The sequence below is a fragment of the Blautia glucerasea genome (genome assembly GCF_020537505.1).
In the GTDB taxonomy this organism is placed as follows: Bacteria; Bacillota; Clostridia; order Lachnospirales; family Lachnospiraceae; genus Blautia_A.
The window spans coordinates 270,627-284,570 of the sequence record NZ_JAJBMO010000001.1 but is presented as its reverse complement, the minus strand read 5'-3'; the positions used below and the strand labels follow the sequence as shown (position 1 = coordinate 284,570).

The 13,944-nt window shown below is 43.1% G+C and carries 14 protein-coding genes; 7 read left to right on the top strand and 7 right to left on the bottom strand.

Going from position 1 to position 13,944, the window contains the following annotated elements; genetic code table 11:
* The first annotated feature begins 42 nt into the window (after window positions 1-42).
* The gene (locus LIQ05_RS01210; RefSeq protein ID WP_226818002.1) at window positions 43-369 is read left to right on the top strand and encodes a YerC/YecD family TrpR-related protein; all 327 of its coding nucleotides are present in this window, start codon (window positions 43-45) and stop codon (window positions 367-369) included.
* 222 nt (window positions 370-591) lie between these two features.
* Here the strand turns inward: LIQ05_RS01210 and LIQ05_RS01205 are convergent, their stop codons facing one another.
* A complete protein-coding gene (locus tag LIQ05_RS01205) occupies window positions 592-1,212 on the bottom strand; it encodes a DUF1836 domain-containing protein (protein ID WP_226818001.1) in 621 nt (206 codons plus the stop codon).
* Between the two features lie 261 nt (window positions 1,213-1,473).
* Between LIQ05_RS01205 and pcrA the strand changes: the two genes are divergently transcribed.
* From pcrA to LIQ05_RS01185, 4 genes are all read left to right on the top strand, one after another.
* Window positions 1,474-3,705 (top strand): DNA helicase PcrA, encoded by a 2,232-nt coding sequence (pcrA, locus tag LIQ05_RS01200; protein WP_226818000.1) that lies wholly within the window; start codon window positions 1,474-1,476, stop codon window positions 3,703-3,705.
* A 291-nt stretch (window positions 3,706-3,996) separates the two neighbouring features.
* Window positions 3,997-4,227 (top strand): hypothetical protein, encoded by a 231-nt coding sequence (locus LIQ05_RS01195; RefSeq protein ID WP_173716615.1) that lies wholly within the window; start codon window positions 3,997-3,999, stop codon window positions 4,225-4,227.
* Window positions 4,228-4,497: 270 nt separating this feature from the next.
* Window positions 4,498-6,138, top strand: a complete 1,641-nt coding sequence (rlmD, locus tag LIQ05_RS01190; RefSeq protein ID WP_226817999.1) for a 23S rRNA (uracil(1939)-C(5))-methyltransferase RlmD — start codon at window positions 4,498-4,500, stop codon at window positions 6,136-6,138.
* Window positions 6,139-6,169: 31 nt separating this feature from the next.
* On the top strand, window positions 6,170-6,541 hold the full coding sequence (locus LIQ05_RS01185) for a TnpV protein (protein WP_117636582.1): 372 nt from the start codon (window positions 6,170-6,172) through the stop codon (window positions 6,539-6,541).
* A 79-nt stretch (window positions 6,542-6,620) separates the two neighbouring features.
* Here the strand turns inward: LIQ05_RS01185 and mobQ are convergent, their stop codons facing one another.
* The 6 genes from mobQ to LIQ05_RS01155 all read right to left on the bottom strand — a co-directional run bounded on the left by mobQ (window position 6,621) and on the right by LIQ05_RS01155 (window position 11,756).
* Window positions 6,621-8,330 (bottom strand): MobQ family relaxase, encoded by a 1,710-nt coding sequence (gene mobQ / locus LIQ05_RS01180; protein WP_117996605.1) that lies wholly within the window; start codon window positions 8,328-8,330, stop codon window positions 6,621-6,623.
* Between the two features lie 135 nt (window positions 8,331-8,465).
* A complete protein-coding gene (locus LIQ05_RS01175; protein ID WP_005428277.1) occupies window positions 8,466-8,687 on the bottom strand; it encodes a hypothetical protein in 222 nt (73 codons plus the stop codon).
* A 169-nt stretch (window positions 8,688-8,856) separates the two neighbouring features.
* Entirely contained in the window at window positions 8,857-9,714 is an 858-nt protein-coding gene (locus tag LIQ05_RS01170; protein ID WP_005428275.1) for an ATP-binding protein, read from the bottom strand.
* Window positions 9,711-10,427, bottom strand: a complete 717-nt coding sequence (locus tag LIQ05_RS01165; protein ID WP_005428274.1) for a replication initiator protein A — start codon at window positions 10,425-10,427, stop codon at window positions 9,711-9,713. Before LIQ05_RS01165 ends, LIQ05_RS01170 begins: the two co-directional genes overlap by 4 nt.
* Window positions 10,428-10,451: 24 nt before the next feature.
* The gene (locus LIQ05_RS01160) at window positions 10,452-10,835 is read right to left on the bottom strand and encodes a hypothetical protein (RefSeq protein ID WP_005428271.1); all 384 of its coding nucleotides are present in this window, start codon (window positions 10,833-10,835) and stop codon (window positions 10,452-10,454) included.
* A 3-nt stretch (window positions 10,836-10,838) separates the two neighbouring features.
* Entirely contained in the window at window positions 10,839-11,756 is a 918-nt protein-coding gene (locus LIQ05_RS01155) for a ParM/StbA family protein (RefSeq protein WP_009245410.1), read from the bottom strand.
* Between the two features lie 537 nt (window positions 11,757-12,293).
* Between LIQ05_RS01155 and LIQ05_RS01150 the strand changes: the two genes are divergently transcribed.
* Together LIQ05_RS01150 and LIQ05_RS01145 are read left to right on the top strand one after the other, a co-directional pair.
* Complete coding sequence (locus LIQ05_RS01150) at window positions 12,294-13,049, top strand: hypothetical protein (RefSeq protein ID WP_005428267.1); 756 nt, start codon at window positions 12,294-12,296, stop codon at window positions 13,047-13,049.
* The gene (locus LIQ05_RS01145; protein WP_005428264.1) at window positions 13,042-13,935 is read left to right on the top strand and encodes a hypothetical protein; all 894 of its coding nucleotides are present in this window, start codon (window positions 13,042-13,044) and stop codon (window positions 13,933-13,935) included. The genes LIQ05_RS01150 and LIQ05_RS01145 overlap by 8 nt, the downstream gene beginning before the upstream one ends.
* Window positions 13,936-13,944 lie beyond the last annotated feature (9 nt).

The window sequence follows — 13,944 nt, the reverse complement described above, 5'->3', positions numbered from 1 at the left end:
ACAGAATAGAGAACATTAAATATAGAAAAAAGGAGTAGCGAAATGAGTAAAAATATCAGAACTGAGGCAGTTGACCATCTTTTTGAGGCCATACTTTGTCTGAAGGATAAGGAAGAATGCTACACTTTCTTTGAGGATGTGTGTACCATTAACGAGCTTCTTTCTTTATCTCAGAGATTTGAGGTTGCCAAGATGTTAATGGATAAGAGAACTTATCTTGACATTTCTGAGAAGACAGGTGCTTCCACAGCGACAATCAGCCGTGTAAACCGTTCTCTGAATTATGGTAATGACGGTTATGATATGGTATTTAAGAGAATGGAAGAGAAGAAGGAACAGAACCGTCCACTGGATCGGAAGGACGAGTAAGGATCTGGGAATCTGAGTTGAAAATAGAATGAAATGCACGAAAGAAGACCCGCGGAATTGTGATTGATTCCGCGGGTTTTATGGTGCATATGTGGCAATTATGCGGGCAGATAGTTCTTACACTATTTCTGCAATTGACATGTTTCCACCTGTTCATGCGTATTTTCTAAAACTGTATGAAAAAAAACCTCCGGCAGAACTATATATAACCGGAGGTCTGTACTATTTGTTTTTATTTTTCTTATGGTTATCTTCTGCCGGGGAAATATCGTCGATCATTTTCTCGATGATCATCTTCTTAATATAGACATCGAAACTCATCAGGCAGATAAAGCTGAACCGCTTAAGAAATTCCTGGTCTTCCTCATCTGCGTCCTGGAAGGTGGCGCTGGAGAAACGGTAATCCTTCAGAAGATTCTTGATCAGCTGGTCGATCTTGCGGTTCTCCATTCCGAAAACTTCATTGTATACATAGGTCATATCCTTACCAGGCTCGCCCTTAAAATATTTCTCTGTGATGGGGCCGAGAAGCTTCTGGATGTCTGTAATGGACAGAATATTTTTAAAATAATAGATGAAGATCAGCATGAGAAGATGATCCTTGGAATAACGCTTCTTCTCAGGGGATGGGAGAAGGTTATTCTTAGCGTAGTTGTTGATCATGGTCTTGGTCAGGATTTTGTCATCATCGTGGCGCTTGGTGGATGCAAGCTGATCCTCCATAAATGTGGTGACCTGATCCATGTACAGGTCGATGTTTGGAAGATCTTCTGGTTTTATATAATCCATTCCGGAAATGTGATCCAGAATGCCTTTTAATATGGATTTATCATCAGCTGTCATTTTTTATCACCTCTGCTCTCTATTATATAGTTTTTAAAACTACTTGTAAACTGTTTTTTTTAGTTTCTGTGAAAAAGGGAAAATCAAAGGCTACTGCTCATTCCGTTTACAGAAAACACCTCGCGGAAGGTGGTTCGTGACAGCAACAAAAACCGAATCTATGTTTGGGTTTTTGTAGTTCGGGGTTGTGGCAGACAGAGATTTCATGTATAATGAAATTTACCTATCTGAGAAGAGATTGATGACAAAAGGAGAACATAAATGAGCATATATGATAGATTAAATCCCCCTCAGCGCGAGGCGGTTGCACAGACTGAAGGACCGGTGCTAATCCTTGCGGGAGCTGGTTCTGGCAAGACCAGGGTGCTGACCCACAGGATTGCATACCTGATGGATGAGGTGGGCGTAAATCCCTGGAATATTCTTGCCATTACGTTTACCAACAAGGCTGCCCAGGAAATGAGAGAGCGTGTGGACAAGCTGATTGGATTTGGCTCAGAGAGCATCTGGGTGTCTACCTTTCACTCTGCCTGTGTGCGGATCCTGCGGAGACACATTGATAATCTTGGATATGACACAAATTTTACCATCTATGATACAGACGACCAGAAGTCTCTTATGAAGGATGTGTGCAGGAAGCTGAATATTGACACCAAGGTTTACAAGGAACGTTCCCTTCTTGCCCAGATTTCCCATGCCAAGGACGAGCTGCTTACGCCAGATGATATGGAGATGAAAGCGGCAGGGGATTATAATATGAAGAAAGTGGCATCTGTTTACCGGGAATACCAGGCTGCCCTTCGCAAGAATAATGCACTGGACTTTGATGACTTGATCGTGAAAACGGTGGAGCTTTTTCAGAACTGCGGTGCGGTGCTGGAGTATTATCAGGAGCGCTTCAAATATATTATGGTGGATGAGTACCAGGATACCAATACAGCTCAGTTTAAGTTTATTAGCCTTCTGGCACAGAGATATCAGAATCTTTGTGTGGTAGGTGATGATGACCAGTCCATTTACAAATTCCGTGGGGCAAATATTGGAAACATTCTTGGCTTTGAGCGGGTTTTCCCAGACGCAAGGGTAATCCGCCTGGAGCAGAATTACCGTTCTACCAGGAATATTCTGAATGCGGCGAACCAGGTGATTGCCAATAATACAGAACGTAAGGCGAAGACGCTATGGACAGAGAACGAAGAAGGAAGCAAGGTACATTTCCGCCAGTTTTTCAATGCCTATGAAGAAGCTGAGTATGTGGCTGGGGAGATTAGCAAGCTGAAGAGAGAGGGACTTGGAAGCTATCGGGATTGTGCCATCCTTTACCGAACCAATGCCCAGTCCCGTATTTTTGAGGAGAAATTTATTGCGGCGAATATCCCTTATAAGCTGGTTGGCGGGGTAAATTTCTATGCCCGTAAGGAGATCAAGGATCTTCTGTGTTATTTGAAAACGATTGACAATGCCAGAGATGATCTGGCTGTACAGAGGATCATCAATGTGCCAAAGCGGGGAATCGGTGCCACTACGCTGGGACGTGTCCAGGATTATGCAGATAATATGGGAATCAGTCTGTATGAGGCACTTCGTGTGGCAGAAGAAGTTCCTTCTATTGGAAGAAGTCTGTCTAAGATTGAAGGATTTGTTACTTTTATCCAGACCTTGAAGAGCAAGGCTGCAGTTTTGACTGTGGAGGAGATTCTCGGGGAGGTAATCGATTCTACAGGCTATGTGGCAGAGCTGGAAGCAGAGGACACAGAGGAATCAAGAGCCCGAATTGAGAATATTGACGAGTTGATTTCCAAGACCGCGGCTTATCAGGAGGCTATGGAAGAACAGAATCAGCCGGCCACTCTATCTGGTTTCCTGGAGGAAGTTGCGCTGGTTGCAGATATTGATACTGTGGATCCAGACCAGGATTATGTTCTTCTTATGACGCTACATAGCGCTAAGGGACTGGAGTTTCCCAGGGTGTTTATGGTAGGAATGGAAGACGGTATTTTCCCAAGCCATATGACTATCAGCTATGGGGATGATGGGGAACTGGAGGAAGAACGCAGACTTTGTTATGTGGGAATCACGCGTGCCATGAAGGAGCTGACACTGACCTGCGCCCAGCAGAGGATGATCCGCGGGGAGACCCAGTATAATAAGGTTTCCCGTTTCGTAAGAGAGATTCCGCGGGAGCTGGTAGATCTGGGACATACCATTCAGGAGAAGAAGCCGAAGGCAGAGGATTTGATCCCTACGCCGACGAAATATTCCAAGATGAAAGAAATTCTCCAGGGCAGAAATTACAAGCCAAGGGAATTTAAGGTGACGAAAGTCAATTCCCTGGACTACGAGGTTGGGGACACAGTCCGTCATATTAAGTTTGGAGTTGGCATTGTGAAAGAAATCGTGGAAGGCGGCCGTGATTATGAGGTTACTGTGGAGTTTGATAAAGTCGGTGTGAAGAAGATGTTTGCAAGTTTTGCGAAGCTGAAGAAGATCTGAGCAGAGCGAAAACCCTGTATATTCCGCGAAGGATACATGAACTAAGGTTACAGTTCACTCCGTGACCAGTAACGATTGTTTATAAAAAATTTGAAATTACCATATTAGCTATGGTAAAATAGTCGCAAAAGTGGTATAATAAGTAAACCTAATGAGTAGTAGTATGATATACTCATTCAGGCAAGAGTTGCTGGGCATGAAGTTAGCAGCAACATGAAAGCAGAACACAGCTACCAGATATTTTGCAGTATGATAGATCTGCAGGCTGTATGAAAGAGAGGATGGTATCACATGAACATTAAAATGGATAAGCTCGAGGAATTATTATCATTACTTAAGAAAAAAGAAGATGAGAAGCAGAAGAATACAGTCCTCTGGGTACTGGCTATTATTGGTGCTGTAGCTGCTGTTGCAGGAATCGCATTTGCAGTATACCGCTTCTTCGCACCAGATTATCTTGAGGACTTCGAGGAAGACTTCGACGATGATTATGATGATTATTTCGAGGATGAAGAGAAATAATTGAGGTGTTCAGCGAATTGTCCGCAGGCAGATATGCAAGGGCATGGGCTTTATGTGGATAATTTCAGAGATTTTTAATAAGTGAGTGAATATTGAATAAGAAGGTATACGGGCATATAGCAGTTATGCTCCCCCGTATACCTTATTTTTGATTTACGCGATAGGCGGGCAAAAGTTTGTGCCTGCATGAAAACTTGGCGACTGCCATGATAACGGGGGAAAATCGCAGAGGGTGTTTTATCCCGTTTATGTTTTTATTATGGAGGATTTATGAAAAAAGGTGAGATTTACGAAGGGATTATCGAGAAAGTTGAATTTCCTAATAAGGGATATGTGAATATAGATGGTGAAAAAGTTATTGTAAAAAACGGCATTCCGGGACAGAAGGTGCGCTTCATGATTAATAAGAAGCGCTCTGGCAGGGCTGAAGGCAGACTTTTGGAAGTTTTGGAGAAATCCCCACTTGAGATCCGAAAGCCTGTATGTAAGATTTTCCCAGCCTGCGGCGGTTGCATGTATCAGACCATGTCCTACGAAGAACAGCTTAAAATGAAAGAAACTCAGGTGAAGGGACTCCTTCAGGATGCAGTTGGCGCTGATGTAGACCTTTACTGGGAAGGAATTCACGGAAGCCCTATTGAATTTGGATACCGTAATAAAATGGAGTTTTCTTTCGGAGACGAATACAAAGGCGGTCCCCTTTCCCTTGGTCTGCACAAGAAAGGCAGCACTTATGACGTATTGACCGCTGCTGATTGTAAGCTGGTGCACCCGGACATGACAGCTATTCTTTCCTGTGTGCGGGACTTTTTCACAGAGCTTGGAGCAGTCCATTATAAGAAAATGCAGCATACTGGCTATCTGCGACATCTGCTTCTAAGAAGAGGTGTGACCTCTGGAGAAATTCTGGTGCATGTGATTACCACAAGCCAGGCAGAGTACGACTATGCGCCGCTTGTATCCCGACTTCTTGCCCTTCCGCTGGAAGGAAAAATCGTAGGAATTATGCACATTATCAACGATTCCTTGTCAGACGTAGTCCGAAGTGATGAGACCAGACTGCTATATGGACAGGATTATTTCTATGAAACGCTGCTGGGGCTGCGCTTCAAAATCAGTACCTTCTCCTTCTTCCAGCCTAATTCACTGGCAGCGGAGGTACTTTACGCCATTGTCCGTGATTACATCGGCGATACCAAGGAGAAAGAGGTATTCGATCTCTACAGCGGCACCGGAACCATTGCCCAGCTTCTTGCTTCCGTAGCGAAAGAAGTGATTGGCGTGGAAATTGTGGAAGAAGCCGTAGAAGCTGCCAAAGTAAACGCCGCCCTGAACGGCCTCACCAACTGCCGTTTCATCGCCGGTGACGTCCTGAAAGTCTTGGACGACATCACTGAGAAGCCCGACATGATCATTCTGGATCCCCCACGCGATGGAATCCACCCCAAAGCCCTGCCAAAGATCCTTGCTTATGGAGTAGAAAACATCGTCTACATCTCCTGCAAACCCACCAGCCTGGCAAGAGATTTGCCGGCGTTTCTGGCAGCAGGGTATGAGATCAGGCGGAGTTGTAGTGTGGACCAGTTTTGTGAGACGGTGCACGTTGAGACAGTTGTTCTTTTGTCCCAACAAAAACCAGATGACACGATAGAGATCGACTTAGACCTGGACGAGCTGGATGCCACCAGTGCCGAGTTGAAAGCAACCTATCAGGAAATCAAAGATTATGTGCTGAAAGAATTTGGCTTGAAGGTTTCAAGTTTATATATTTCTCAGGTAAAACGCAAATGTGGAATTGAAGTGGGAGAAAACTATAATCTTCCAAAATCAGAAAATGCAAGAGTTCCACAATGCCCGAAAGAGAAGGAAGAAGCTATCAAGGCTGCCCTGGAATATTTTGCGATGATCTAAGGGCATCGCTGATTTCAAGGAGGAATAACACATGAAAAGCACATTTGAAAAAATGGGTGGAACCTACACACTTGGCGCAGACGGAATTTACTATCCGAATCTTGTCAGTACAGATGAAGAACCGTATTATGGAAAATATGGAATGATACGAAAAACGTATTTGAAAGAGCATCGTCCGGCAATATATTCACTGTATATATTGGAGGACAGACTGGTGGAACATCTGAATGCTGTGGACGATGAAGCACAGGAGAGGATGGATATTCTGGTGTGTCAGATGATGAAGAGGCAAGGTATTACAGAAGAAACGAAAGCCTGTGACCAGATGGCTTGGGTAGGAACGGTAAATAATATCCGAAATGCGGCGGAAGAGATTGTGTTGAAAGAATTGATTTACAGGTAGACAAAGAGCTGAACAGGTAGGACGAAAAATCCTATTTGTTCAGCTCTTTGTGTTTGTACGGGTTCAAAGAAGAATCAAATTACAATTCTATATCATGTGATTTTTTCTTAGTTCGGACAGGCTGATTTCGTCGCATCTCTTGTTTTCTCTGATATTCAAGTTCCCAGGCACGATGGGAGAAAACATCAGGATCTTCAACATTGAGATAATCTACTTCATTAGCTGCAATATCACGACGGTGATAGTCATAATATTCACCAAAAGTACCTTTGAGCTGCTCAATCAGTTTATCTCGGAAAGTAGGTCGTATCTGGATTCTGGCATCCAGTAATTCAGTGTATTGCTCCGGGTCAGGACGGAATTTTTCCTCTTGGAAAGCGACAGCATCTTTTTTAAGCTGCCCTTTGAGAGACATATCTTGAGAATCGAGAATATCCAGATTCTTATCCATCTGGTCGTATTTTCTGGAAAGGCTCGCCATATCTTTCTCTGTGGAGCATTCAGCCTGAAACAGCAGCTGTTCTTTGACAGATTTCAGTTCCTCGATTTCTTCTGTTACGGTTGTAAGCTGCTGATTTAACTTTATATGCTGGAATGGATTTAGAATACTGGTTTTACTTTTTTGCACATTTAGTTCTTTCTTTTCAGTAACTTTCGCTTTGAGCTTTTTCTTAATGGTATCATATTGATTCAGGATAGGACGAAAATGCTGCATCCAGTCATGGATCACTTCTTTTTGCATTTCATTATGAAGTAAATGATATTGTGTAAAAATCATATGATTTCGGATTGCTTCTAATGTTTCTGCAATTACCGGAATAGATTTTTCGACAGCTTGGGCAAATTTTTTCACCTGTGCTTTTAATTCCCGAAGCATTTTGTTATCTGCACGAATCTGACGGTTGATTTCACACCGGTCTGCTATCATGCCTTTCTTTTCCATATTCTGGGCAATGTAGCCCTCATGGATGGTTGGCTGTTCTGTGATTCCCTGAGCTGCAAAACTGCGGTGATCAATGGCGGCATTTATCTGATTAAGGGCAAGCATTTTATTTACGGCATCTGCCCAGTTTGCTCTCCAGAGGCAGAGCTGTTCCTCACTGTTCCATTGTTCGGAAATCGGGTTTTGTCTGCCATACCGGGTGCTTTTTGGATGTTTGTCGATACGTTCATAACCTTTCTCCTGTGCTGCCGAGGGAGTCAGATATACTTTCTTTTTCCCAGCTTTATAACGATACTGTTTTTCCCAGCCCTCTTTCTGAGCATCCTTAAATTCAGAAGCAGTAAATCCCTTTTCCTCTCCATCTTTGATGCATAGATATTCTTTTTCGGTTTTATACTGCCATGTTCCGTTTTCGTTTAATGGACGGACAGTAAGTAGAATGTGTGCATGGGGATTGTGACCATCTGTATCGTGAATGGCGAAATCGGCACACATTCCCATATCTACAAAATTCTTTTGAATAAAATTCTGAAGAAGAGAAATATTGCTGTCTTTATCCAACTCAATAGGGAGTGCGACAACAAATTCTCTTGCCAGTCGGCTGTCTTTTGTTTTTTCAGCAGCTTCTACAGCATTCCAGAGTTGCTCCCGGTTTTTCCATTTAGGCGGAGCCATAGGGGGAAGCATTACTTCCTGATAGATCAGTCCATGTTTTCGGGTGTAGTCATGCTGGATGCCATCGTAATCATTGTATATGCGGCTACAGCTCATATAAGCAGATGCAGCGACAGCAGACCGCCCGGAACCACGGCTGACGACCTTGGCTTGCATATGATAAATTGCCATATCTGGCACCTCCTTTCGATGTTGCCTGCAACAGCGGATAGCCCTCGGCAGAGCGCACGAGCCCCGTAGGGGATACCACCGCCCGATTTATCGGGTGGTGAGTAAGTGCGCCCTTTGGGAGTAGAACTTGTGTATTTACATTCCTCTTAGCCGGAGCATCAGCTCCCGCTTTAGGGTATCTAAATCCATTTCTTTAATATGTGGAGCAATGCTTTCCAGAATCGCTCCTTCTTGAATCAATCTGCGTGTTCTGGCATTACGTTCCTTTTTACGGTTTCTTGCTTCGATTTCTTCCAGTCTGTGTTTTGCCTGTAAAAGCACTTTTTCTTCTGGTGTCATAATTCTTTTATTTGCCATATCTGGCACCTCCTTTTTATGCCCGTATCCGGGCGATTTAGTTTTAAAATCTTGTGGTTTAGTACTATAGTTTTAGATAACTGACAGTGGCATGTCTCTGGTGATAAATAAGAAAAGAAAGTAGTACTACTGTCAGTGAAAAATAGTTATTGTGCGATGCTGCTTTGTTTCAACTCTGGTTTGAAGTGTGATTATCTAACAGAATTTTTTTCGTTTTTTTTAAATTAGCTGTTGCATTGTCCTGACGGATATTCCGGTTATTGATACGGATGGGAACACATCTCTCCAGAATCCGGTCATAAATTCGCTTGTGTGCGATATCAGCGGCGTTATTCAGCTCTGATAAAGTGAGATTGGTTGTTATGATCAGGGGCTTTTTACTGCGGTAACGGCTGTCAATCACATTGAATACCTGTTCCAGTGCAAAGTCAGAGTTCCGTTCAATTCCGAGGTCATCAATGATCAGAAGGCTGTAGCGGTTTAAGCTGTGGATGAACTGATTCCTGTCTTCAAAATGCATTCCGGTAAGGGTATTCAGAATCCGGGAAAAGTTGGTCATCAGTACCGGGACGCCTTTTTCCAGAAGGGCATTGGCAATGCAGCCTGCAAAGAAAGATTTTCCAGTACCGACATCGCCCCAGATGAGAAGTCCGGAAGCGTTTGCTTTCATCTCTTCCCAGTTACTTACATAATTGTGTGCAAGTTTCATTTCCGGATTGCTGCCGTTATCTTTGGCAAAGGTGTAGTCATAAAGTGATTTGTCCTGTAAGCCGCTGGTTTTGAGATGCTCTATTTCCATTTGCTTTTCATGAAGTTTTCTCTGGGCTTCCTCCTGTTCAAAGATCTCCTGCTGGCACTTACAGCGGATGGAAGGAATAAGAACCTTTCCCTGTAATTCATGCCTGCACTGTCTTGGCGTATTGCATTTGGAACAGTAGATCAGGTGATTTGTTTCGTTAAAATATTCATCAGACTGAAGCTCTCTGTTTGGTGTGATAGCTGTTGGTTTTTCTGTAAATGTTGTCATAATGTTTCGTATTCCTCACTTTCATAATTTCGTTGCCGGGAAACAGGATGATCCTGTCTTGCCCAACGGATGATGGTAGCTGCATGGTTTTGGTATTGCTTTCCGGTAGAAGCCATATAACCGGATAAGCGTTCCATATAGTCCTGCCAGTCAGGGATTGTCTGCCGGATATTTTCCAGCTCCGTCTCTGACAGAAAAACATTTTGAAATGTTCCATAGGGTGAGCGTGGCTCTTTACTCCCTCTTATTGTTAAATGGTTCTTTTTTATCTCTTTCTTATTACTGGACAGTTTTCTGTCTGTATCAGGGAAAGAATCCTGTCTGTCAATAGGACAGTTTTCTGTCTGTCTTGAGGAAAGAATTCTGTCTGTATTGCTGAGGGTTTCTTTCGGGATTTTTACATAGATCCGATTAGGGTGTCCGGGTCCCTGCCGTTTTCGGAAGATAAGCTCTTGTTTTTCCAGTACTGCCAGAGCAGTTTTCACCGTCATCTGGCTTTTGTGGAGAACTTCTGCCAGTGCTTCAATCGTAAAGTAGAGGAACACATGACCATTTGTATCTGACCAGCCCTCATTTTTCTGGGAAAGCCTTGCACGGTCGAGCAGGATCATATAAAGCATTTTGGCAGTTTCGTTTATTTCCATGTCCAGAAGAAAACGGGGAAACATCATATAAGATGGCAGGCTTGTGTCTGCTGTCAGAAAGTCCGTCATGTGTTCACCTCCAATCACAATGGTTTATTCTCCAAGAAAATCCCAGTCTATATCACGATCCGGCTGTTCTTTTTCAGGAGCTGGAAAGGGCATCCTGATGGGGGATTCCCTTTCCAACATGCCTGCAGTCAGCCCGGACAGAAAAATCGGCAATGACTGTTTCAGGCTGTGTTCTACTGCTTCTACAATCTGTTTCACAAAAAGTTCTTCCCGTTCCCTTGTTTCCAGATAGGGATCAGCCTGAGTGCGGTAGTAGCGGTCAAAATAATCGACCAGTGCAAGGGAGATTACCTGGCTGTAAGATTTAAAATTCTGTCTGTCCATCGTCTGTAAATATTCCCAGGCTCTCCGCTGCTGGTCTTTGTCCAGATTAAATCGCAGGTTTGTGTTGCGGATATGGTTCTGCATGGCTTATCCCCTCCTTTTCAGGCTCATATAAGCCAGAGATTCATAACCTTTGGCAGTGGCACAGATATCATCAAGGATGGTAACTCGTGATTTGTCATACGCTCCAAAGTTACGGATCAGGCATCCACCGCCTCCGACCACATACAGGCGCATCAGGCCAGGATTGTATTCATATTTGCGGAGCGTGGCAAAAATATCTGTGACATACTGTCTGGCAACAGCAGTAATACAATCCAGATAAGACGCTGAAATGTCAGCGGTTCCAAACCGCAGAATCTGCTCTACGGTAGATTCTTCAATCTTTACTCCGAAGTTGTCCAGAACAGCGTTTTTAGCGGCAATCATGCATTGGTTTACGCCAAACTTTTCTGTCCAGCACCGGCTTTCCTGTGCTTTCTTATTATTGATATACAGAATGTTCATGGTTCCGTTGCCGATATCTGCAAGAAGATTTGTCCCCTTGAAATCTCCAAGTCGGTTTACGATAGCCGGATATCCCTGCGGGTAAAGGCTGCATCCCACAAAACGGAGATGATACTCTTTGCTGTTAAATCGGTAATGGACTTCTGGATTCTGGAGCAGATAGGAACGGAAATCTTCTCTCTGGTTTCTGATCCATGTCAGAGGAAGCCCGGCAGCCAGATGAACGTCTGCTTCACGGATGGAAAAGACATTCAGTTCCCTTGCAATCGCCATGAGAGTTAGAAGATAATATTCTTCGTCCATAGCTTTATCTGGGATAAATTCTTTGTGTCCTTCGCCAATCCGGTAGTAAATGCCGTTATATTCCAGAATATTCCCGGTGAAGATGGGTTCTGTTTCATAGGCTTTGATTCCGGTTGGTGTGACGGTATTTGCTGTTTTCATGTTGCCGTAGCCGTGATCTACAGCAATGATTTTTGTGTTTCTGAGTTCTCGCATAAAAAACACCTCCATTTTCGTATTGATTAATTCAGCAGGCTGTACCGGTGTGGTACTGCTTTGCTGTGAGATAAGCATACGAAAGTTGGAGGAAAAAGACATTGAGGGAAAATTGAGTTGGAATTGAAAAATAGGATATAATTTTGTAAAATAGAGCAATTTCTTTAGTTTTTTATAGCCCTGCATTTTTTTGTTATAAACGTTCATTAAATGTTGACATGTTATTATATAAATGGTAAAATTGTACAATAAAACGTGGAAAGTTGGATGGAATTTATTGAATTATAATAAAACTAATCGTACTTAACTGGCGGCTTATGTATTTGTAGAACTTAGAATAATAGAAAATTTAAAATATTATCAATTTTTACAGCTGTTGCAATGCTTTCAGTAGGAACAACAGTTTTTGCAAGTCCTTAACTGTTGTTTGATAAGGAGTGTAGTTTTATACAAATAGTGATATTATTGCAAAAAACTAGGATTTTATAAAAATAAAAAAATCAAGTCTATAGCTGTTTGAAGTGAGGAGAAAAGCGTATGAGAAATGTGTTGGCAACGGACATAAAAAACAATATTCGAAGCATTCGCTTTATTTTGGGGATTTTTCTAATCGTTTCGGCTACCCTGATGTCTGAGCATGAGATGTTGCAGAAGATCATAAATGCAGGCGGATCTGCAGAAGGACCAGGCTGGTTCGTAGCATACACCTATTGTATGAACAGCGTTAATATGCTTCTGTTTGTTCCCATTGCTGTTGCTTTTGCGGGTGGAGAGAATACGGAGGCTGAGCTGCACAGTCGTTTTTTTCTGTTCAGTTATATCCGTTCAGGGAGAAAACAGTATCTCGTAGGAAAAGCAGCAGGATTGTTGGTCTCCGGAGGTTTGACAGCTTTTTTAGCCATGGTGTTCCTTCTTGTAATCTGTATACTGAGGTTCGGTCAGTATCCTTCTCTGATTGACGGAAATTATGAGATGGCAGTGCTTGTGGGCAGAACGGCGGTAAGCTTTCTGAGATTGTTTTTAAATGGCGCTTTTTGGGCGCTAATTGGCGGTACGTCGGCTGTCATAACAAAAAATCGCTATATGTCCTATGCCGTTCCTTTTATTCTTTATTATGTCCTGACCGTATTTCAGGAGCGTTACTATCAAAAAGCATTCTTTCTGAGTCCCCGCTATTGGGCGGCGTCTATTTACTACAATGATATCTTCTGCATTGCTATATTAGCGGTTGGAAGTTTTTTAACGGCACTGATCTTTATGTGCGCAATAGAAAGAAGGTTGCGGTATGCGTGATATTAAACAGGCTTTTTGGATTGCAGGCCAGAATTTCTATGGATGGAAAAAAAGTCCGAGGATCTGGATGACCTTTATTTTGGCAGCTATATTATGTCTGATGCTGTCGGATCAGATTATTTCCCATGCGATAAAATATGAGACAATCCTTCAGGTATTCGAGCCGTTTATTTGGACATATGGGGATGCATCCTCTGTTATGCTGTCCTCCCTGCTTTTAATCCTGCTCTTTGCGGACATGCCATTTATCAGTCAGGCAACTCCGTATTGGCTTGTACGCACAAAACGGAAGATATGGCTTGCGGGTCAGATTATCTATGTGATCCTGGCGACTGTGATCTATAATATTTTTTTGGCTGTGATGCTTGGAATTATGGGAGCTCCCTTTTCCTTTACGGGAAATGTGTGGAGCGAAACAGCGGCAATGTTGGGCTATGGCGGTGGGGAGAGCATAACCGTTCCTGTTTCCATAAAAACAATGGAAAGCTCAACTCCTTATATGTGCGCAGCAATAGTGTTTGGACTTGTACTTTTATATACTCTTTTTATCGCAGTTCTCATGTTGTTTTTAAATCTGGCTGCGGGAAATATGGCAGGGGTGATCGGTGCTTTTGCAGTCAGTCTGTATGGGCTCCTGCTGAACCCAGATGTTTTCCGGAAACTGTTTCATTTTACAGAAAGTCAGGAATATAGGGCGAACGTGTTCTGCGGCTGGCTGTCTCCGTTGAACCAAGCTACCTTTCCCATGCACAGCTTTGGTTATGATTACCTGCCAGGGATCGGGATGAGCATGTTCATATTTGCAATATTAATCATAGCGCTGATCGGCTTGTCAGCCGTCCGAATTAAGGGCTATAATTTCTCTTTTACGCAGACAAACGAATAAATGGAGGGC

What these genes read in the sequence shown, in the direction of transcription:
- LIQ05_RS01210 (WP_226818002.1), top strand. Translation starts at nt 43, where the DNA reads ATGAGTAAAAATATCAGAACTGAGGCAGTTGACCATCTTTTTGAGGCC.
- LIQ05_RS01205 (WP_226818001.1), bottom strand. Translation starts at nt 1,212, where the DNA reads ATGACAGCTGATGATAAATCCATATTAAAAGGCATTCTGGATCACATT.
- pcrA (WP_226818000.1), top strand. Translation starts at nt 1,474, where the DNA reads ATGAGCATATATGATAGATTAAATCCCCCTCAGCGCGAGGCGGTTGCA.
- LIQ05_RS01195 (WP_173716615.1), top strand. Translation starts at nt 3,997, where the DNA reads ATGAACATTAAAATGGATAAGCTCGAGGAATTATTATCATTACTTAAG.
- rlmD (WP_226817999.1), top strand. Translation starts at nt 4,498, where the DNA reads ATGAAAAAAGGTGAGATTTACGAAGGGATTATCGAGAAAGTTGAATTT.
- LIQ05_RS01185 (WP_117636582.1), top strand. Translation starts at nt 6,170, where the DNA reads ATGAAAAGCACATTTGAAAAAATGGGTGGAACCTACACACTTGGCGCA.
- mobQ (WP_117996605.1), bottom strand. Translation starts at nt 8,330, where the DNA reads ATGGCAATTTATCATATGCAAGCCAAGGTCGTCAGCCGTGGTTCCGGG.
- LIQ05_RS01175 (WP_005428277.1), bottom strand. Translation starts at nt 8,687, where the DNA reads ATGGCAAATAAAAGAATTATGACACCAGAAGAAAAAGTGCTTTTACAG.
- LIQ05_RS01170 (WP_005428275.1), bottom strand. Translation starts at nt 9,714, where the DNA reads ATGACAACATTTACAGAAAAACCAACAGCTATCACACCAAACAGAGAG.
- LIQ05_RS01165 (WP_005428274.1), bottom strand. Translation starts at nt 10,427, where the DNA reads ATGACGGACTTTCTGACAGCAGACACAAGCCTGCCATCTTATATGATG.
- LIQ05_RS01160 (WP_005428271.1), bottom strand. Translation starts at nt 10,835, where the DNA reads ATGCAGAACCATATCCGCAACACAAACCTGCGATTTAATCTGGACAAA.
- LIQ05_RS01155 (WP_009245410.1), bottom strand. Translation starts at nt 11,756, where the DNA reads ATGCGAGAACTCAGAAACACAAAAATCATTGCTGTAGATCACGGCTAC.
- LIQ05_RS01150 (WP_005428267.1), top strand. Translation starts at nt 12,294, where the DNA reads ATGAGAAATGTGTTGGCAACGGACATAAAAAACAATATTCGAAGCATT.
- LIQ05_RS01145 (WP_005428264.1), top strand. Translation starts at nt 13,042, where the DNA reads ATGCGTGATATTAAACAGGCTTTTTGGATTGCAGGCCAGAATTTCTAT.